Genomic DNA, 16,547 nt, shown 5'->3' with positions numbered 1-16,547 from the left:
CTAGGCGGCTGCCCCCGCCCAAAGTCAGGCAGCCGAGACGTTCCTACGCAGGACAGGTCGCCGCCAATTGTCCGTCCTGCGGCCGAGCCCCAATTCGGCATTCTAATCGGCCGCCCCCGCCAGGCGGCCGATTTTTTGTTGCCCGGTTTTTTGTTGAGACCTGCCGATTGCTCTCGCCGCCGCTTCGCCGCTGCGGCATGAACGGGCCATGGCCAAGCTCTATTTTTCCTATTCGGCGATGAATGCCGGCAAGTCGACCCTTCTGCTGCAGGCGTCGTACAACTATGTCGAGCGCGGCATGCGCACGCTGCTCTTCACCTCCTCGTTATACGCGGAAGGCGATGTCGGTCTCATCTCCTCCCGCCTCGGCATTTCCGCGCCCGCCGAAATGTTCGGCACCGAGGACGACCTGTTCCAGCGCATCAACGATCACCTTCAGGAATCGAAGGTCGATTGCGTCTTCGTCGACGAGGCCCAGTTCCTCACCGCCGACCAGGTCTGGCAGCTCGCCCGCGTCGCCGACCGGCTCGAAGTGCCCGTGATGTGCTACGGCCTCCGCACCGATTTCCGCGGCCAGCTTTTTCCCGGCTCGTCCGAGCTCCTCGCCATCGCCGACGAGCTGCGCGAAGTCCGCACCATCTGCTTCTGCGGCAAGAAGGCCACCATGGTCGTCCGCCGCGACACCGAGGGCGGCGCGCTCAGGGAAGGCAACCAGGTGTCGATCGAGAAATCGGTGTATGTCTCCCTCTGCCGCCAGCACTGGGAAGAGGAAATCGGCCGCTGGCCGCCAAGAGGACCGCTGCATGACCACGACCACTGACACCACCGAGCCCAAAGGCGCTCTCACCATCCGCACCCTCGCCATGCCGGCCGACACCAACGCGGCGGGGGACATCTTCGGCGGCTGGGTGTTGAGCCAGATGGACATCGCCGGTGGTATCGCCGCCGCCGAGCGCGTGCATGGCCGCGTCGTCACCGTGGCCGTCGAGGCCATGACCTTCATCGCCCCGGTCAAGACCGGCGACGTCCTCTGCGTCTACACCACTGTCGAGCGCATCGGGAACACCTCGATCACCATCGCCATGGAAGCCTGGGCCCGCCGCAACCGGGTCGCCGACCGCGTCAAGGTGACCGAGGGGCGCTTCGTCTATGTCGCCCTCGACGACGAGGGTCGAAAGAAGCCGATTCCGCGCTGATCCCTAGCGCAATCGGCTACTTGCCGATTGTCGCACAGCGCAATCGGCTCCTTGCCGATCACCGCCCCCTGTTCAGCCTCCATTCAGGCGTCCGGCGCCACCAATAGCCTCGTCAATCCGGCTTGTCGTCTGCACACGCGACCGGACCACATCCGCGGCCGGGTGGCCTCTGTCGCGGGTGGGAGGCGCTGCGCCGAGCTTGCTCGCGCGGCGCCTTTTTCCTACAGCGCGCAGCGCTGTTGGCGCCGCGCGCGCAGCGCCAATCATTGTCCCCATGCTGTTGCCGACGCGCCCTTCCAACTGTCACGCATGAAGGTTAGTCTGCCGCTACATTGTTGATTTCCGGGGGTCGTGAATGCTCAAGCAGTTTCTTGCCGCCCTGTCAGCCATCGCGCTGCTCGCCTTCGGCACGGTCGCCGCCAGCGCGCAGAGCGGCACGCCCGCCTGGTCCATCCGCCCGCTCGTCCTCATGGAAGGCCCGGGCCACGCCTACGACGTCGTCGGCGAGATCGAAGCCGATACCCGCATCAGGGTCGATCGTTGTTCCAAGCAATGGTGCCGCGTTCACAAGGGCCGGGAAGCTGGCTGGACCAAGCTCTACTCCATCGATTTCGGCGACGGTCCCGACAGCCGCTACAAATTCCCCAAAGTCGGCTTCAACTGGGGTGGCCCCGGCCTCGTCTGCCTCTACGAGGGCGCCAATTTCACCGGCGCTTCCATCTGCGGCAAACCCGGCTTCCGCTCTCGCGACCTGCTGCTGCTTGATGCCGACAACCGGTTCTCATCCGTCTCCATCGAGGGCGACGTCTCGGTGCTGCTCTGCCGCGACCGCGACTTCCACAGCTACTGCGTGCACTACAACGACAGCCAGAGGCACCTGCACGGCTTTCTCAGCAACAACGTGAGCTCGGTGATCGTCTACTAATTCTTCGTTCACCATCATTTCGCGACAACGCCGCCCACCCGGGCGGCGTTCTGCATTTTCGGCACATTTGAAGTGAAGGCATGGAACCTGCGCGGCACCGCGCCGTTCTCGGCTTGCGGTACCCCAAGACTCCAAGCGTCACTAGAGAGGACTCATCAATGCTCCCCATCAGGCTCGCCGGAGCTGCAGCCCTGCTGCTCGGCTCGCTCCTTTTTGCCTCCGCCGCCAATGCGGCGGTGGCCACCAGCACCGTCAACGTGCGCAACGCGCCGGTGAACGGCGCCGTCGTCGACGTGCTTCGCGCCGGCACCGAGGTCGAGATCGACCGCTGCCAGGCCGGCTGGTGCTATGTCATCAAACCGGGCCCGGACGGCTGGGTCTCGCAGGCGTATCTCAGCGACGACGACTCCGACATCGACACCCGCGTGATCGTTCCCGACGGTCCGGGCCCCTCGCGTCCCGACGTCGATGTGAACATCGGCTTCAACGTCCCCGGCTTCAGCTTCCAGATCGGTTCGGGCGGCTTCGACATTCGTCCCGGCCGTCCCGGCGGCTCGCGTGACCGCGTCTGCTTCTACGAACGCACCCAGTTCCGCGGCGACAGCTTCTGCGCCCGTCCCGGCGAACGCCTCGCCCGCCTCGGTGAGTGGAATGACAGCATCCGTTCGATCGAAGTCCGCGGCGATGCCCAGGCCCTCGTCTGCGAGCGCACCAACTTCAACGGCCGCTGCATCGTGATCTCACGCAGCGTCCCGAACCTGCGCGGCGCCAACGACAACATCAGCTCGCTCCGGGTCCGCTAAGCTGTCAGGATTCACGAAGCGCCGCCCCTCATCCGGGCGGCGCTTTCCTTTTGCGCGCAAATCGCATTCCCTGGGCGGATGCAACCCGGAGCCGGCCATTCCCGACACCATCCACATCGGCGGCCCGATCCACCTGCCCGTCGCCGAGCTCGAGATCGAGTACATCCGCAGCCCGGGCCCCGGCGGCCAGAACGTCAACAAGGTCGCCTCGGCGGCTCAGTTGAGCTTCGACCTCATGGGCTCGCCGTCCCTGCCCGAGCCGGTGAAGCTTCGCGCCGCCGCTGCCGCCGGCAGCCGCCTCACCACCGACGGCCGCATCGTCATCACCGCCAACCGCTTCCGCAATCAGCCGCAGAATCGCGACGATGCCGTCGAGCGCCTCGCCGCCCTCCTCCGCGCCGCCCTCACCCCACCCAAGCCACGCCGGCCCACGCGCCCCACCCTCGCCTCCAAGCGCCGTCGCCTCGAAGGCAAATCCCAGCGCAGCACCACCAAGCGCCTGCGCGGCAAGGTTGACGACTAGCTCGCTGCCACGAGGCTCTCCCGCGCCGCACGGCCAACCGTTTCGGCCGCGATCTCGACGCGCTCCAACCCATCTCCCGCAACCCCCTCGATGTAGTCCTTGAACTTGAGGATATCGCGCTCGAATGTTCCGCGGCCCGCGCGGAACACCGCGTCGGCCATCATCCGCCCCAGCAACGGTCCACTCGTCTTGCTCATCACCTGTGTCAGCCGCGTATCTGTGCCGAAATCCTCGAGCCGGAGCTCTGACAGCCCCGTGACGCCCGCGATCGGTACCGGCGCCGTGTATTGCGTGACAATGCGCAGGAACGGCTGCCACTCCAGCACGGTCAGCGGCACGATGGCGTCGCCGTGGTAACACTGGAACACACTGCCCGTCGTCACCCTGCCGCCCTGCCGGCCGCCGATTTCCACCTTCGTTGCGCCAAGCAGCACGTTGTAGTGCTCCGGCTGGATCAGATAGTCCCATAACTGCTCGCGACCGACTTTGATCACGGCGCTCACCGCGAACAGCTCCCGGTCCGGTGGAATAGTCACTTGCACCAGGTTGCGCTTTGCCTCCCACAACGGATGCATGTCCTGCACCCAGGTCATCGTCGGCGCGAAATTCTCATAGCGCTCCTCATGCGCCGCGAACCCCAGCGCTTCGGGCTCTAGCCCCAGCTGCCGCAGGGCCGCCTCGGTGTAGAGCGTATAGGCCCGCAGCCCCAGCCGCTCGGTCACATGGTTCTTCAGCAACCGATGGATCAGGATCACGTCCGAGCCCACCAGCTCGTCATGCGCGTCGAGCTTCTGCACGCTGAACTCGCCATAGTGGACGAAGAATTTGAGGTCGAGTGACCCGATGTTCCGGCATGCGTTGCACTGGCAGGTGGTGTTTCGCACCATGCGTTCGATGGCCCGGCGGAAGTCGACATACGTGTCTTCGATAGCCTCAGAAAATGTCTGCCCCTGCATGAAGCTGTCGCGCAGCCCATAGCTGATCACCGCATCCCCGGCGAGCCGCGCGATGATTAGCGGCGGCTGCGTGTGCCGGATCAGCAGGTTGAGCAGCGCCGTCAGCGTCTGCTGTGCATGATCCAGCTCGGATTCGCTGAGATACTGGGTGTAGCCGGTGATGTCCGCGATCAGGAAATAGCCGAACTGCGTCGCCATGGTTCCCTCCATGCCGCGCGACCATTCTCGCACAATTTGCTCCGGCGCACACCCCGTGCCGCGAGCCGTCATCACAACTCCGCCCCAATCTGCCCGCCACTATGGTTTGCATCGCAAACTAAATTGAGTCGCAGATGAACGACCTCGACAAAGCCCTGGCCGATATCGTCGAGATCAAGAGCCGGCTGGCCCAGTCGACTTCGTTTCGCGGTCTCGGCCCGGCTGCGCTTGCGCTCACGGGTGCCCTGGCCTTTGCCATCGCCCTCGCCCAATCCCTCTGGTCGGGTGGCAGCCCGGCGCCCTTCCCCTATTTCACCGCTTGGGTCGGCACCGCCGTCGCCGCCTCGGCCCTCATCGGCGCCGAGATGCTGCGTCGCGCCGACCGTCACCACGTCGGCCTCGCCGATCAGATGATCCGCGAAGCCGTGCTCCACTTCGTCCCGGCCGGCGTCGTCGGCGCCGGGCTCCTCGCCTTCTTCGCCCTTTTCGCACCGAATCTCCTCTGGCTCTTGCCGGGCATCTGGCTGCTCCTCGTCAGCCTCGGTATCTTCGCCGCCGCGCGCTCCCTGCCACCGGCCATGATCCTCGCCGGTGCATGGTACCTATTCGCTGGGTTCGTGGTTCTCCTGCTTGCCGCGCGCGACCACGATCTTTCACCATGGTACATGGGAGTGCCCTTCACCGTCGGCCAGTTGCTGGTCGCATTGATCGTTCACCGCTCGACCGAGATCGCCGATGCCCCCTGAACCCGCCCCCTTCGCCTATGACGGGCTCGATCGCGTCATGCACGAAAAGGCCCGACTTGGCATCCTGACCTCGCTGGCCGGACACCCCGAGGGCCTGTCGTTCAACGACCTGCTCCGCCTTTGCGGGCTGACCCAGGGCAATATGAGCCGCCACCTGAGCGTGCTCGAGGAAGCCGGCCTCGTCGCCATCAGCAAAGGCTTCGAAGCACGCCGCCCACGCACCGATATCCGCCTCACCGCCGAAGGCCGCCGCCGCTTCCTCGATTACCTCTCGGTGCTTGAGCAGGTGATCCGTGACGCCTCGGCCAAAATCGAGCCGACCCCCGCCAAGCCAGCTCGCAACGCCCCTGCCGACGGCTGGTGGAAGGGCATCTAGCCCTTCCCGCCCCGAAAAATCACCCATTCGAAGCTCCAGCCACGTCCGAAAGGTTTACAATGCAAACCAATTCTGACCACAGACTCCACGTCGCCATCATCATGGACGGCAACGGCCGCTGGGCCGAATCCCGCGGCATGCCGCGCGCCGCCGGACATCAGGTCGGCGCCGATTCCGTGCGCGCCATCGTCTCCGCTGCCATCGAACACAACATCGGCGCGCTCACGCTCTACGCTTTCTCGACCTACAACTGGCAGCGCCCGAGCCCCGAGGTCGCCGGCCTGATGTCGCTCCTCCGCCACTTCCTGCTCGTCGAAGCGCCGGAGTTGCAGCGCAACGGCGTCCGCATCAGCGTGCTCGGCCGGCGCGACCGGGTCCCGCTCGGCCTCGCCCGCGCCATCACCGCCGCCGAGCGCGCCACGGTCGCAGGCACCCGCCTCCACCTCCGCATCGCCATCGATTATTCCGCCCGCGACGCCATCCTCGCCGCCGCCTCCGACGGCCTCACCGCCGAGGCCATCGCCGAGCGGCTCGGCACCGAGGACGTCGATTTCCTCATCCGCACCGGCGGCGACCAGCGCCTCTCCGATTTCCTGCTGTGGGAATGCGCGCAGGCCGAGCTGTACTTCACCCCGGTGCAATGGCCCGACTTCGGCCCCACCGAGTTCGACACCGCCCTCGCCGATTTCGCCCACCGCACCAGAAGCTTCGGCGCCATCCCCGCCTGAAGAAATCGGGCGGAACCTCCCTCCAGGTTCCGCCCGACCGCAGCGACAGGACCCGACATCCTTCGCTAGGCTGTCTGGAACCTAGATCCGGCCGACCGGCTCAGCATTTCACTATGACATGTAACCCGCGGGTTACTGTCGCGCCGCGCACAGCACCTCGTTGACGCCGCTCACCGTCAGGGCCGGCTGCGGCCCGCCCGATATGGTGAACACTTCATCTCCGATTGCGGCGACCCCCAGCCCATGCCGGGCCGTCGGCATCGGGGCCAGCTCCGCCCACCTGTCAGTCGCCGGGTCGTATGCCTCTACCTCGGCGAACGTGTGCCCGCCGGCCCCGCCGACCTCGCCACCGAATACGATGATCCGCCCGTCGACCGCCGCCGCCCCGATACCGCTCCGCCCGGTCGGCAGCGGCGCAATCGGCGCCCAGCTGTCGGTCGCCGGGTCGTAGACCTCGCCCGCATCGAGCAGGAACGTCTGCTCGTCACGCCCGCCGAATACATAAATCTTGCCGCCCAGCGCCGCGCCCGCAATGTGGTTGCGCGGCACGCTCATCGGCGCCGCCGCGCGCCAACTGTCGGTCGCCGGATCATAGACTTCATGCGTGCCGACGCTCTTGTCCGTCGTCCCGCCGATCGCATGGATCTGGGCATCCAGCACCACGGCGACCAGCGCCCCGCGCGGCGCCGGAAGCGGTGCAACATCGGTTACCGTTCCGGCCGCGATATCGATCGCTCGAACCCGCGCCGTCGGCCGGTTTTCCGGCGCCTCATAGCCGCCAACGACATAGACCTTGCCGTCGAGTACCACGAGCCCGGTGTGGTTCACGTCCCGGTCCAGCGCCGCCAGCACCGACCACACATCCTCCGCCGGGTCGTACCTGAACACCGAAACCAGATCCGTCGCCGGATCGCTGGCCATGCCGCCCGCCACATAGGTCGCCGTCCCGTCCGTCGCCGCCGTGACTTCCGTCCGCTCGGTCGGTAGCGGCGCCGCTTCGCGCCAGGTGTTGGGAATACAGCTCTGCGCCACCGCCGCCGGGCTCGTCAGCAGCAACAGGGCAAGCGGCAGCAAAGCACGCATCGTGATCCTCCCACCCCCGGAGGAAAGCTAGCGCGCCGACAAACCAGTGCCAACCCGCAGAGCGTCAGGGGGCCAGCCACGCCGTCACGAAATACCCGGCCGACGCCGCCACGGCCGTTACGAACGTGCCCCACGCCATATCGACCAGCGCGAGGTTCAGCGACCACCCCTTGAGCGTCGACATATTCGTCATGTCGTAGGTGCCGTAAGCCACCAGCCCCAGCAGCGCCCCCATCAGCAGGGCCTGCCCCCAGCCGCCTCCACCGAGCGCTGGCACCACCACCAGCGCCACGATGCCGACAACGTACAGCGCATAGAACCCGGCAGCGAAACCGAGCTTCGGCTGCTCGAGCAGCAGCCCGCCCATCTCGCTCCGGTAGAAGCCGAGCATTCGGCTCAACCACACGAAATCCAGCCCGAAAAACACCACCGCCGTCGCGGCATAAGCGATCACGTATTTCAGCACCGTCAGCTCCCTTTCGCGTAACTCCCTGGAGTTACGAAAAAAATTGGGAAAAGGTTGCACCTAAATTCCCCGCCGCTCCGTACCTCCTTGCAACAATAGCGAAGAGGTCACTTGTGGGTGCGAATTGGGCTGGGGAACATCGGAAGATCGCAGTCGTGGGGTCCGGCATAGCCGGCTTGTCCGCGGCCTGGCTGCTGGCCAAGCGCTACCCGGTGACATTGTTTGAGAGCGATCGCCGCCTCGGCGGCCATTCCAACACCGTAACCGTCGCTACCGATGATGGCCCGGTTGCCGTCGATACCGGCTTTATCGTCTTCAACGAGGCCACCTACCCCAATCTCGTCGCCCTGCTCGATCACCTCGGCGTTCCGTCTCAGCGGTCCTGCATGTCTTTCGCCGCCTCGATCGCCGGGGGTCGCACCGAATACTCTAGCGTCAGCGTCAACGGCTTCATCGGCCAGCGCAGCAACATCGTCCGGCCGCGCTTCTGGTCGATGGTCAGCGATATCCTGCGCTTCTATCGCGCAGCCCCGCTCCTCCTAAAATCGCCCACCGCCTACGCCGACACCACCCTCGGCGAATACCTCGACACGCACGGCTACAACGATGCCTTCATCGAGGATCACCTCCTCCCCATGGGCGCCGCCATCTGGTCCACCACCGCCCACGAAATGCGCGCCTACCCGCTCGTCGCCTTCGTCCGCTTCTTCGCCAGCCACGGCCTGCTTGAGCTGATCAATCGCCCGCAGTGGCGCACCATTTCCGGCGGCAGCATCAGCTACGTCGTGCGCTTGTCCGATGGCCTCGATATCCGCCTCAACAGCCGCATCCTCGGCATCCGCCGGCACGCCGACGGCGTCGACATCATCGGCACGGACGGCCATGTCGAAACCTTCACCGACCTCGTCATCGCCACCCACGCCGATACCGCGCTCAGCCTCCTCGCCGACCCCAGCGACGACGAGCGCCAGGTCCTCGGCGCCTTCCGTTACACCGACAACACCGCTGTCCTCCACTCCGATACCTCGCTGATGCCGAAGCGTCGCCGCGTCTGGGCCAGCTGGAACTACGTCGGGGAAGCCCGCGACACCAACGACACCCAGCTCTGCGTCACCTACTGGATGAACCGGCTGCAGGAACTGCCGACGAAGACTCCGCTTTTCGTCACCCTCAACCCGATCCGCCCGGTCGCCGAAGGCAAGCTCCACCAGGCCATCGCCTACACCCACCCTCTGTTCGACCACGCCGCCCTCGCTGCGCAGGAGCAGCTTTGGCGCATCCAGGGCAACCGCCGCACCTGGTTCGCCGGCAGCTATTTCGGCCACGGCTTCCACGAGGATGCCCTGCAGTCCGGCCTCGCTGCCGCCGAGGCCCTCGGCGACGTGGAGCGCCCATGGGTCGAACCAGCGGGCGCCTGCCGTATCGCCCGCGCCCCCATCCTCGAGGCCGCCGAGTGACACGCTCCGCCATCTACGCCGGCGACGTCCACCACGCGCGCTTCAAGCCGCGTCGCCACCGCCTGCACTATCGCGTCTTCGCCATGCTGCTCGATCTCGACGAGATCCCGCTTCTGGCGAACCGCCTCTTCGCCCACAACCGCTTCGCAATCTTCAGCTTCCACGATCGCGATCACGGCGACGGGCACACCGGCACGCTCCGCGCCTGGGTCGAGGCCCGCGTCGCCGAAGCCGGTCTGCCCGAAGCAGCGCACCGCATTGAAATCCTCTGCTACCCGCGCCTCTTCGGTTACGTGTTCAACCCGCTCACCGAGTACTTCTGCTACGACCGCTCGGGCACCCTCCGCGCCGTCCTCCATGAAGTCTGCAACACCTATGGTGAGCGCCTCGTCTACGTCATTCGCACCGACGCAGAAGGCGGCCATATCCGCCACGCCGCCCTAAAGCTGCACTTCGTCTCGCCCTTCGTCCCGATGAACTGCCGCTACCAGTTCAACATCGTCCCACCCGGCGAGCGCATCCGCATCGGCATTTCCGAGTCCGACCCCGAGGGCCCCCTCCTCACCGCCAGCTTCAGCGGCAGGCGCCGCGCGTTCACCGAACGCGAACTCCTCCGCCTCCTCTTCGCCTACCCCCTGATGACTCTGAAAATCACCGCCGCCATCCACTGGGAAGCTGCAAAACTCCTCGCCAAAGGCATCCACCTGCATCCCCACACCCCGGCCGCAGAGCGCAGAAGTGTCGTCGTGGAGCAGGATAAGGCAGCAGCCGAACGCACAGTGGCCTGAACTCGGTCCTCCCTTCCCACCGGCCGTCATCCCGGCGAAAGCCGGGACCCACTGCTCAGTTGGTTGGTCCGGATACCGACCGCACCGGTTCATCTCGAATGATCGCTGACTGCAAGGCGCGTTGATCACTCCGCGCACTGGGTCCCGGCTTTCGCCGGGATGACGGCCGGTGATTACTTCGGCAACATCCGCCGCGTCACCGCCAACCGCGCCCAATGCGGCAAAGCCGCCAGCAGCCGGATCGCCACCGACATCCGCAACGGAAACGCAATCTCGAACTTCCCTGCCCTCAGTCCGCGCACGATCCGCTCCACCGCCTCGTCCGTCGAGATCAGGAACGGCATCGGGAAATCGTTCTTCCGCGTCAGCGGCGTATCGACGAACCCGGGGTTAATCACCGTCATCTTCACCCCGAACGCCTCGAGCTCCGGCTCCAGCGCCTCGCACATATTGATCAGCGCCGCCTTCGTCGCCCCATAGCCCGATGCCGTCGGCAGCCCGACATATCCGGTCAGCGACGATACCACTGCGATATGCCCGCTCCGCCGCGCCCTCATCACCGGCATGATCGCCTCGAGACAGTTCGCAGTGCCCTGCACGTTGACGGCAAAGTTCGCGCCGAACTTCTCGGCCGAAAACCCCTTGGCCGACACCGGCACATAGGTCCCCGCATTCAGCACCACGAGCCCGATCGGCCCCATCTCCGCCTCTATCCGCGACACGACGCCCGCCGCCCCCGCGCGGTCGGTCACATCGAGCGGAAAAGCATGGATACCGGCCGTCTCGGCCGCCAGCTGATCGAGGTCACCCCCGGACCGGGCGCTCACCGCCACGCGCCACCCGTCCTTGGCCAACCGCGCCGCCAGCCCCCGCCCGATCCCGCTCCCCGCCCCCGTCACCCACGCCACCCGCTCCGCCAACCCAGCCTCCGTATGTTGCCCCAGCAACTACGGCAGGCCCGACGGTTTGGTTTCATCGTCGAGCGTGGACGACGTCGTCCTGCTCGACTATGCATGCATGATTGCATGCCGAAGGTAATCATGACCAAGCGCAGGACCAAGCCGACCGCGACCGAGCGCGTCAGGACCGTGCTCGCAGATGAGATCGTGCGCGGCGTGATCGGCCCCGGCGTGCCGCTCGACGAAGTCAGCATCGCCGAGCGTTTCGACGTGTCCCGCACCCCCGTACGCGAGGCGATCCGCCAGCTCGAGGTTATCGGCTTCGTCGAGGCCAGGCCACATCGCGGTGCCGTGGTGCCGAGCTTCACGGCCGAGAGGATCAGTGAGATGTTTGCCGTGATGGCCGAACTCGAGGCGCTCTGCGCCCACGAGGCCGCTCTACGGTCAACACCCGAGGAACGCAATCGCCTGACCGCGGCGCACGAGGCCTGCCGAATTGCCGCGCTCGGCGGCGACATCCCGGTCTACTACGAGACCAACCTGCTCTTCCATGACACGATCTATGCCATCAGCCACAACGGCTTCCTTGCCGAAGTGACACTCAGCGTACGCAACCGCGTCGCTCCGTTCCGCAAGGCTCAGTTCCAGAGCACCGGTCGCCTGATGAGGTCGGTCAGCGAACATGAGACGGTCGTCCGGGCCGTTCTCGCCGGTGACGCCGACGCCGCTGCTGCCGCGATGCGCGACCACCTCACCTATGTGCGAAGCAGCGTTGGCAGCGTCACTCCAAATCTCAAGGGCTGATCAGCGCTGCGCGACGTAGCTGCGCCAGCCGCCGAAGTGCGAAATGTCGTCGGCGCCCTCGATTGCCACCGCCTCGACGAGAAAGCCCTTGGCGGCGTCCCCGTTCTTCAGTTGCAGCGTACCGATGCCGAGCGGCGCGGGGATGCGCGACACGAACAGCCCGAACCCGGCCGGGTCCAGCGTCCAGACCTCGACATCGATCGACTGCCCACCCTCGGCCACCCGCAGCAGACCGGGCTTCGGCGGCACCGTTCCCGGCAGCGCGTACAGCCGATAGGCCGGAACCGTCGCTGTCGCCTTGACGAACGTGGCGCCCAGCGCTTGCAACTCGCCATTGAGCGGCATGCCGCTCAGATGTGCGCCCACGACAACCAGTGGAATACCGTCTGTCCCGACGTCTTCGGTGGTCATGCTGTTTCCTTGTGAGGATGGGCCTGCGAGGGGGTCGCAGGCCCGATGTTCAGGTCGTCACGGCGCCTTGGCGGCCTCGATGTCGAGCCCGTCCCAGGCCTTGATGACGATGTCGTCGGTCAGCACGGTGGCGAGATCGACCGGGCCGGCCAGCGCCTGCTGCTCGCCTTCGCCCAGCTGCAGGTAGTCCATGTAGAACGCCCAGGCGTCCGGCATGAACGTGCCGTGCTGCGTCACGCTCTCGGGTGCGGTGTAGTAGGTCTTGACCAGCTCCCAGAACTCCGGCGCCACCGGATTGTCACCCAGCGATGCCGCGGCATACTTGGTCTTCAGCAGTTCGAACGACGCGTCCGAATTAGCCATGCCCCAGGCCCAGCCCTTGATGGTCGCGCGCACGAACTTGGCCAGCAGCTCCGGATCCTTCTCGAACGTCTCGAGCCGCACCGACAGCGCATCGCCCGGAAACTTGGCGATGGCGGCCGGCGTGATCGAGCGGGTCGGAATACCCTGGGCCGGAATCAGCAGCAGGTCGCGTTTGGCGCCCGAATAGGCCTGGATGCGGCCTTCGGTAAACGAGCGGATCGTCGTCGGGTCGCCCTCGCCGGCCACGACCAGCTTCACGTCGGCGCCTTCCTTGAGCCCGGTTTCGACGATCGAAGCCCGTGTCATCGGAACCTCGCCACCGGCCAGGTCGCTGAGGCCAATGGTCTTGCCGGCCATGTCCGCCATGGTCTGCACTTCGCTATCGGCCGGCACGACGATGTCGAACGTGTCGGGATAATAGATCTGCATGATCGCTTTGAGCGGGAACCCGCGCTGCACCGTCTGCATCGTCGCGGCCGATGAGAAGATGCCCCAGTCGACATTGCCGGCGGCCAGCTGGCGCGCCGCGTCGGACGAGCCCTTGGAGTAGTTCAGCACCACGTCGAGCCCTTCCTCGACGTAAAAGCCCTTCTCCTGCGCCATGAAGATGGGGAACATCTGTGCGGTCGGTCCGCCCTGCGCAGTCACGCCGTGGAACTTCACTAGGTCCTGGGCGCTTGCCATCCCGGTCAGGGCCAGCAGGCTCACGCCCACCAGCGTGACGGCAGTCGTCAGTCGAAATGCACGCGTCATTCGGGTTCTCCGTTGCATTGATGGGAATTCCGCCACGCTTCGCCCACGGGCTGCGCGGTCTGTTTCGTCTAGAGCTGTTTCCAGAAGATGATCCGGCTCTCGAGCCACTCGATCAGCTGGTAGACAAGCAGGGTGAACAGCGAGAGCAGGATGATCAGCGAGAACACGCCCGCGATATCGAGCTGGAAGTTCATCGCGTAGATCAGGTAGCCGATGCCGGCCGACGCCCCGACGAACTCGCCGACGATCACGCCGAGCACCGCCAGCGTCCAGCAGAGCTTCACGCCCGCCATCATGATCGGCAGCGCGTTCGGCAGCAGCAGGTAGCGGAACGTCTTCCAGCGCCCGGCGGTCAGCGACTTCATCAGCTTGACTGCATTGGGGTCCACCGAGCTCAGCCCGGTGAGCGTGTTGAGGAACATCGGAAAGAAGCTCATCACCACCGCGATGGCGATCTTGGACGGCTGGTCGAAGCCGAACCAGGTGATAAAGATCGGCGCCAGCACGATCTTGGGCGGCGCCTGCAGTGCCACGAGATAGGGGTAGATCGTCGCGCGCACCGTCTCGAACATCGCGACAAGCACCCCGAGCACCACGCCGCTGGCTGCGCCGATCAGGAAGCCCCAGGCAATCTCCTGCAGCGTCACAGAGACGTTCGGCCAGAAATAGTCCGCGCTCATGACCCGGCCGGTCGCCCAGAACGTATCGACCGGCGAGGGAATGATGAGCTTGTGCACCATCCCGAACTCGGTCGTGACGTACCAGAAGCCGATCACGAAAATCCCGAACCCCAGCGCCAGCAGCCGGTTGCGGATCTGCTTGTTGTCCTGCTTCCGCTTTTCGGTAGCGATGAAGCGCGCCACCGCATCTTGCCGCGCGACCGGCGATGTGCCCGGAGCCGCCGTCGTTGCAGACATTTCCATGGCCATGCCCTCCTAGTGGTCCACGCCGAGCATGCGGCGGATCTCGAACACGAGCTCGGAGTAGCGGGTCTCGCGCATCACCTCGGTTTTGCGCGGGCGCGGCAAGTCGACCTCGACAATGCCCTCGAGCCGGCCGGGACGCGGCGTCATCACGAAGATGCGGTCGCTGAGGAACACCGCCTCGCCGATATTGTGGGTGACAAAGACGACGGTCTTCTTGGTCTTCTCCCAGATGCGCAGCAGCTCGACATTCATCGTCTCGCGCGTGAACTCGTCGAGCGCGCCGAACGGCTCGTCCATCAGCAGCACGCGCGGATCGTGGGCGAGCAGCCGGGCCAGCGCCACGCGCTGCCGCATGCCGCCCGACAATTCGCTCGGGTACCGTTCGCCGAAGCCGTTGAGCCCGACCATTTCGAGCAGTTCGTCCGCCCGCTCGGCCTGCTGCTTCTTGTTGAGTCCCAGGATTTCACCCGGCAGCCGGACGTTCTGTCGGATCGTCCGCCAGGGAAACAGCACCGAAGTCTGGAACATCATGCCGATATCGCGCCGCGGGCTGTCGTGGTGCTGCCCCGCGAGCACCAGTTCCCCATCGGTCTTCTGCTCGAGCCCGCCGAGGATCGAGAGCAGCGTCGACTTTCCGCACCCGCTCGGGCCCACGAGGGAGATGAACTCGCCCTCCTCGATCCCGAACGAGACATCGGTCAGCGCCACAAGCGGCCCCGTAGCCGTGGCGTAGACCTTGTCGATGCCGGTTCCTTCAATCAGGTGCGTCATGCCCGCCTCGTCGATTGCATGCAATTAAGTATGCAACCGACGTGCCAGAGCGTGGCGTATTGATTTTGTTAAGGAATTGTGACCGAGCAAGCGTGCACTTGCGGCAAGTCTGCTAAATAATCCGGCAAGATGCAACAACAGCCCAAAATATGGGCTCATATCTGATCATTGTATGCAACCCTGGTGCTCGGGAGCTTACACCTCGCCGTCGGGGCCCTCCGGCACCGACCGCCACACCAGCAGCGCAACCGCCACCAGCGGTGCGCCGATCATCGGCAGTGCGATCGCCCCCCAGCTGTCGACGACCACGCCGCCGACAGCCGCAGCGACGGCCATGCCGATCATGAACGCCGACATGTTGAGCGAGATCGCCACCGGCACCGCACCCGGCGCGATCTGCGCCATGTGGCTCGCCACCGCGATCGAGTAGGTCCGCACCACAAAACCCTGCGCCCCCGCCGTGAGCATGAGCGCCGGCAACGCCAGGTCAGGAGGCACATGCGGCAGTGCGACGAAGATCAGCATCACCGCGATCACGGCGATGCCCGCGATCGTCGCCGTCCTGCCGCTGCCATAGCGGTCCGACATCCGCCCGGCCGTCGCACTGCAGGCAATCGCGCCGACTCCACCCGCCAGCAGCACCAGCGGCAGAGCACCGTAGCCAACGCCCACCGCGGACATCAGCGCCGCGATGTAGACGATCAGCGGCGACGAGCCGATCATGAACAGCAGCGTCGACAGCAGCGCCCGGCCGACGCCCGGATTGCGCAGCACACGCAGCCGGTCGCGTATCGTCAGCGTGTCGCCCATCATGCCGCGCGGCAGCTTCAGGTACAGCGCCAGCGCCGCAAACCCGGCCATAACAGCCAGCATCACGTAGACGATCCGCCAGCCGAACTGCGCCGCGAGCCAGGCGCCGAGCGGCACGCCCGCCAGCGCCGCAATCGCCTGCCCCATGCTGATCACCTGCATGTAGCGTCCGCGCTTGCCGTATGGCGCCAGCATCGCGGCCGTCGCCATCGCCGTGCCCGTATAGGTGCCCGCGGCCACCGCCAGCACGGTCCGAACCACCACCAGCGCGTCGAATGTCATCATGAACACGATCAGCAGCGCGCAACTCGCAAACGCAAACTCCGCCCCCGCGAGGATGCGTCGCCGTCCCACGCCGCCGAGCACCAGCGCCAGGAACGGCGGCCCGAACGCATAAGCGATCGAATAGAACAGCACGACCAACCCGGCGTGGCCCAGCGTCACGCCAAGGTCGGCGCTGATCAGCGGCAGCAGCCCGGCGATCAAACCACCCTCGATGGCGCCCACGAAGGCCGCCGCCGCCAACCAGAAAAGCCGCGAATCCATGATTTCCCCTCACTACCAT

Annotated in this window: 20 protein-coding genes; 11 read left to right on the top strand and 9 right to left on the bottom strand. The window is 65.7% G+C overall.

Features of this window, described 5'->3' with window-relative positions; translation table 11 throughout:
- Positions 1–208 precede the first annotated feature (208 nt).
- The 5 genes from ACOYW5_RS00215 to arfB all read left to right on the top strand — a co-directional run bounded on the left by ACOYW5_RS00215 (position 209) and on the right by arfB (position 3,447).
- Positions 209–820, top strand: a complete 612-nt coding sequence (locus ACOYW5_RS00215; protein ID WP_423067257.1) for a thymidine kinase — start codon at positions 209–211, stop codon at positions 818–820.
- Positions 804–1,196 carry an acyl-CoA thioesterase gene (locus ACOYW5_RS00210; RefSeq protein ID WP_423067256.1) on the top strand — a complete coding sequence of 131 codons (393 nt, stop codon included), beginning with the start codon at positions 804–806 and terminating at the stop codon, positions 1,194–1,196. The genes ACOYW5_RS00215 and ACOYW5_RS00210 overlap by 17 nt, the downstream gene beginning before the upstream one ends.
- A gap of 355 nt (positions 1,197–1,551) precedes the next feature.
- Positions 1,552–2,121, top strand: coding sequence for an SH3 domain-containing protein (locus tag ACOYW5_RS00205; RefSeq protein ID WP_423067255.1), 570 nt, complete (start codon positions 1,552–1,554; stop codon positions 2,119–2,121).
- Positions 2,122–2,279: 158 nt separating this feature from the next.
- Positions 2,280–2,924: an SH3 domain-containing protein gene (locus ACOYW5_RS00200; RefSeq protein WP_423067254.1), complete on the top strand. Its 645-nt coding sequence runs from the start codon at positions 2,280–2,282 to the stop codon at positions 2,922–2,924.
- A 1-nt stretch (position 2,925) separates the two neighbouring features.
- The gene (gene arfB, locus ACOYW5_RS00195) at positions 2,926–3,447 is read left to right on the top strand and encodes an alternative ribosome rescue aminoacyl-tRNA hydrolase ArfB (protein ID WP_423069538.1); all 522 of its coding nucleotides are present in this window, start codon (positions 2,926–2,928) and stop codon (positions 3,445–3,447) included.
- Here the strand turns inward: arfB and ACOYW5_RS00190 are convergent.
- On the bottom strand, positions 3,444–4,601 hold the full coding sequence (locus ACOYW5_RS00190) for a DUF2652 domain-containing protein (protein ID WP_423067253.1): 1,158 nt from the start codon (positions 4,599–4,601) through the stop codon (positions 3,444–3,446). The genes arfB and ACOYW5_RS00190 overlap by 4 nt on opposite strands.
- 134 nt (positions 4,602–4,735) lie before the next feature.
- On the opposite strand from ACOYW5_RS00190, the gene ACOYW5_RS00185 reads away from it, so the two are divergent.
- The 3 genes from ACOYW5_RS00185 to uppS are packed head-to-tail and all read left to right on the top strand — an operon-like array spanning position 4,736 to position 6,451.
- The gene (locus ACOYW5_RS00185) at positions 4,736–5,347 is read left to right on the top strand and encodes a hypothetical protein (protein WP_423067252.1); all 612 of its coding nucleotides are present in this window, start codon (positions 4,736–4,738) and stop codon (positions 5,345–5,347) included.
- Positions 5,337–5,723 carry a transcriptional regulator gene (locus ACOYW5_RS00180; protein ID WP_423067251.1) on the top strand — a complete coding sequence of 129 codons (387 nt, stop codon included), beginning with the start codon at positions 5,337–5,339 and terminating at the stop codon, positions 5,721–5,723. The genes ACOYW5_RS00185 and ACOYW5_RS00180 overlap by 11 nt, the downstream gene beginning before the upstream one ends.
- 59 nt (positions 5,724–5,782) lie before the next feature.
- Entirely contained in the window at positions 5,783–6,451 is a 669-nt protein-coding gene (gene uppS, locus ACOYW5_RS00175) for a polyprenyl diphosphate synthase (protein WP_423067250.1), read from the top strand.
- Between the two features lie 132 nt (positions 6,452–6,583).
- On the opposite strand, the gene ACOYW5_RS00170 is transcribed toward uppS, so the two are convergent.
- Both ACOYW5_RS00170 and ACOYW5_RS00165 read right to left on the bottom strand, forming a co-directional pair.
- The gene (locus ACOYW5_RS00170; RefSeq protein ID WP_423067249.1) at positions 6,584–7,534 is read right to left on the bottom strand and encodes a Kelch repeat-containing protein; all 951 of its coding nucleotides are present in this window, start codon (positions 7,532–7,534) and stop codon (positions 6,584–6,586) included.
- 64 nt (positions 7,535–7,598) lie between these two features.
- Complete coding sequence (locus tag ACOYW5_RS00165; protein WP_423067248.1) at positions 7,599–8,000, bottom strand: DUF2177 family protein; 402 nt, start codon at positions 7,998–8,000, stop codon at positions 7,599–7,601.
- A gap of 113 nt (positions 8,001–8,113) precedes the next feature.
- Here ACOYW5_RS00165 and ACOYW5_RS00160 point away from each other — a divergent pair, with 113 nt between their 5' ends.
- Positions 8,114–9,457, top strand: coding sequence for an NAD(P)/FAD-dependent oxidoreductase (locus ACOYW5_RS00160; RefSeq protein ID WP_423067247.1), 1,344 nt, complete (start codon positions 8,114–8,116; stop codon positions 9,455–9,457).
- Entirely contained in the window at positions 9,454–10,245 is a 792-nt protein-coding gene (locus ACOYW5_RS00155) for a DUF1365 domain-containing protein (protein WP_423067246.1), read from the top strand. Before ACOYW5_RS00160 ends, ACOYW5_RS00155 begins: the two co-directional genes overlap by 4 nt.
- Positions 10,246–10,418: 173 nt before the next feature.
- Here ACOYW5_RS00155 and ACOYW5_RS00150 read toward each other — a convergent pair whose 3' ends face one another.
- The gene (locus ACOYW5_RS00150; RefSeq protein ID WP_423067245.1) at positions 10,419–11,165 is read right to left on the bottom strand and encodes an SDR family NAD(P)-dependent oxidoreductase; all 747 of its coding nucleotides are present in this window, start codon (positions 11,163–11,165) and stop codon (positions 10,419–10,421) included.
- 120 nt (positions 11,166–11,285) lie between these two features.
- Here ACOYW5_RS00150 and ACOYW5_RS00145 point away from each other — a divergent pair, with 120 nt between their 5' ends.
- Positions 11,286–11,948, top strand: coding sequence for a GntR family transcriptional regulator (locus tag ACOYW5_RS00145; protein ID WP_423067244.1), 663 nt, complete (start codon positions 11,286–11,288; stop codon positions 11,946–11,948).
- Here the strand turns inward: ACOYW5_RS00145 and ACOYW5_RS00140 are convergent, their stop codons facing one another.
- The 5 genes from ACOYW5_RS00140 to ACOYW5_RS00120 all read right to left on the bottom strand — a co-directional run bounded on the left by ACOYW5_RS00140 (position 11,949) and on the right by ACOYW5_RS00120 (position 16,528).
- Positions 11,949–12,359 (bottom strand): allophanate hydrolase-related protein, encoded by a 411-nt coding sequence (locus ACOYW5_RS00140; RefSeq protein WP_423067243.1) that lies wholly within the window; start codon positions 12,357–12,359, stop codon positions 11,949–11,951. It lies immediately after the preceding gene.
- Positions 12,360–12,416: 57 nt separating this feature from the next.
- Entirely contained in the window at positions 12,417–13,475 is a 1,059-nt protein-coding gene (locus ACOYW5_RS00135) for an ABC transporter substrate-binding protein (RefSeq protein ID WP_423067242.1), read from the bottom strand.
- 68 nt (positions 13,476–13,543) lie between these two features.
- The gene (locus ACOYW5_RS00130; protein WP_423067241.1) at positions 13,544–14,398 is read right to left on the bottom strand and encodes an ABC transporter permease; all 855 of its coding nucleotides are present in this window, start codon (positions 14,396–14,398) and stop codon (positions 13,544–13,546) included.
- 12 nt (positions 14,399–14,410) lie between these two features.
- A complete protein-coding gene (locus ACOYW5_RS00125; protein WP_423067240.1) occupies positions 14,411–15,172 on the bottom strand; it encodes an ABC transporter ATP-binding protein in 762 nt (253 codons plus the stop codon).
- A 195-nt stretch (positions 15,173–15,367) separates the two neighbouring features.
- Positions 15,368–16,528, bottom strand: coding sequence for an MFS transporter (locus ACOYW5_RS00120; RefSeq protein ID WP_423067239.1), 1,161 nt, complete (start codon positions 16,526–16,528; stop codon positions 15,368–15,370).
- Between the last annotated feature and the right edge of the window lie 19 nt (positions 16,529–16,547).

The sequence above is a fragment of the Devosia sp. CN2-171 genome (genome assembly GCF_049354815.1).
In the GTDB taxonomy this organism is placed as follows: domain Bacteria; phylum Pseudomonadota; class Alphaproteobacteria; order Rhizobiales; family Devosiaceae; genus Devosia_A.
This window is presented reverse-complemented; position numbering and strand designations above follow the sequence as displayed.

Coding starts and splice junctions, on each gene's coding strand:
- ACOYW5_RS00180 (WP_423067251.1), top strand. CDS start 5,337: ATGCCCCCTGAACCCGCCCCCTTCGCCTATGACGGGCTCGATCGCGTC.
- ACOYW5_RS00190 (WP_423067253.1), bottom strand. CDS start 4,601: ATGGCGACGCAGTTCGGCTATTTCCTGATCGCGGACATCACCGGCTAC.
- ACOYW5_RS00140 (WP_423067243.1), bottom strand. CDS start 12,359: ATGACCACCGAAGACGTCGGGACAGACGGTATTCCACTGGTTGTCGTG.
- uppS (WP_423067250.1), top strand. CDS start 5,783: ATGCAAACCAATTCTGACCACAGACTCCACGTCGCCATCATCATGGAC.
- ACOYW5_RS00125 (WP_423067240.1), bottom strand. CDS start 15,172: ATGACGCACCTGATTGAAGGAACCGGCATCGACAAGGTCTACGCCACG.
- ACOYW5_RS00120 (WP_423067239.1), bottom strand. CDS start 16,528: ATGGATTCGCGGCTTTTCTGGTTGGCGGCGGCGGCCTTCGTGGGCGCC.
- ACOYW5_RS00200 (WP_423067254.1), top strand. CDS start 2,280: ATGCTCCCCATCAGGCTCGCCGGAGCTGCAGCCCTGCTGCTCGGCTCG.
- ACOYW5_RS00185 (WP_423067252.1), top strand. CDS start 4,736: ATGAACGACCTCGACAAAGCCCTGGCCGATATCGTCGAGATCAAGAGC.
- ACOYW5_RS00170 (WP_423067249.1), bottom strand. CDS start 7,534: ATGCGTGCTTTGCTGCCGCTTGCCCTGTTGCTGCTGACGAGCCCGGCG.
- ACOYW5_RS00215 (WP_423067257.1), top strand. CDS start 209: ATGGCCAAGCTCTATTTTTCCTATTCGGCGATGAATGCCGGCAAGTCG.
- ACOYW5_RS00145 (WP_423067244.1), top strand. CDS start 11,286: ATGACCAAGCGCAGGACCAAGCCGACCGCGACCGAGCGCGTCAGGACC.
- ACOYW5_RS00210 (WP_423067256.1), top strand. CDS start 804: ATGACCACGACCACTGACACCACCGAGCCCAAAGGCGCTCTCACCATC.
- ACOYW5_RS00130 (WP_423067241.1), bottom strand. CDS start 14,398: ATGGAAATGTCTGCAACGACGGCGGCTCCGGGCACATCGCCGGTCGCG.
- ACOYW5_RS00135 (WP_423067242.1), bottom strand. CDS start 13,475: ATGACGCGTGCATTTCGACTGACGACTGCCGTCACGCTGGTGGGCGTG.
- ACOYW5_RS00205 (WP_423067255.1), top strand. CDS start 1,552: ATGCTCAAGCAGTTTCTTGCCGCCCTGTCAGCCATCGCGCTGCTCGCC.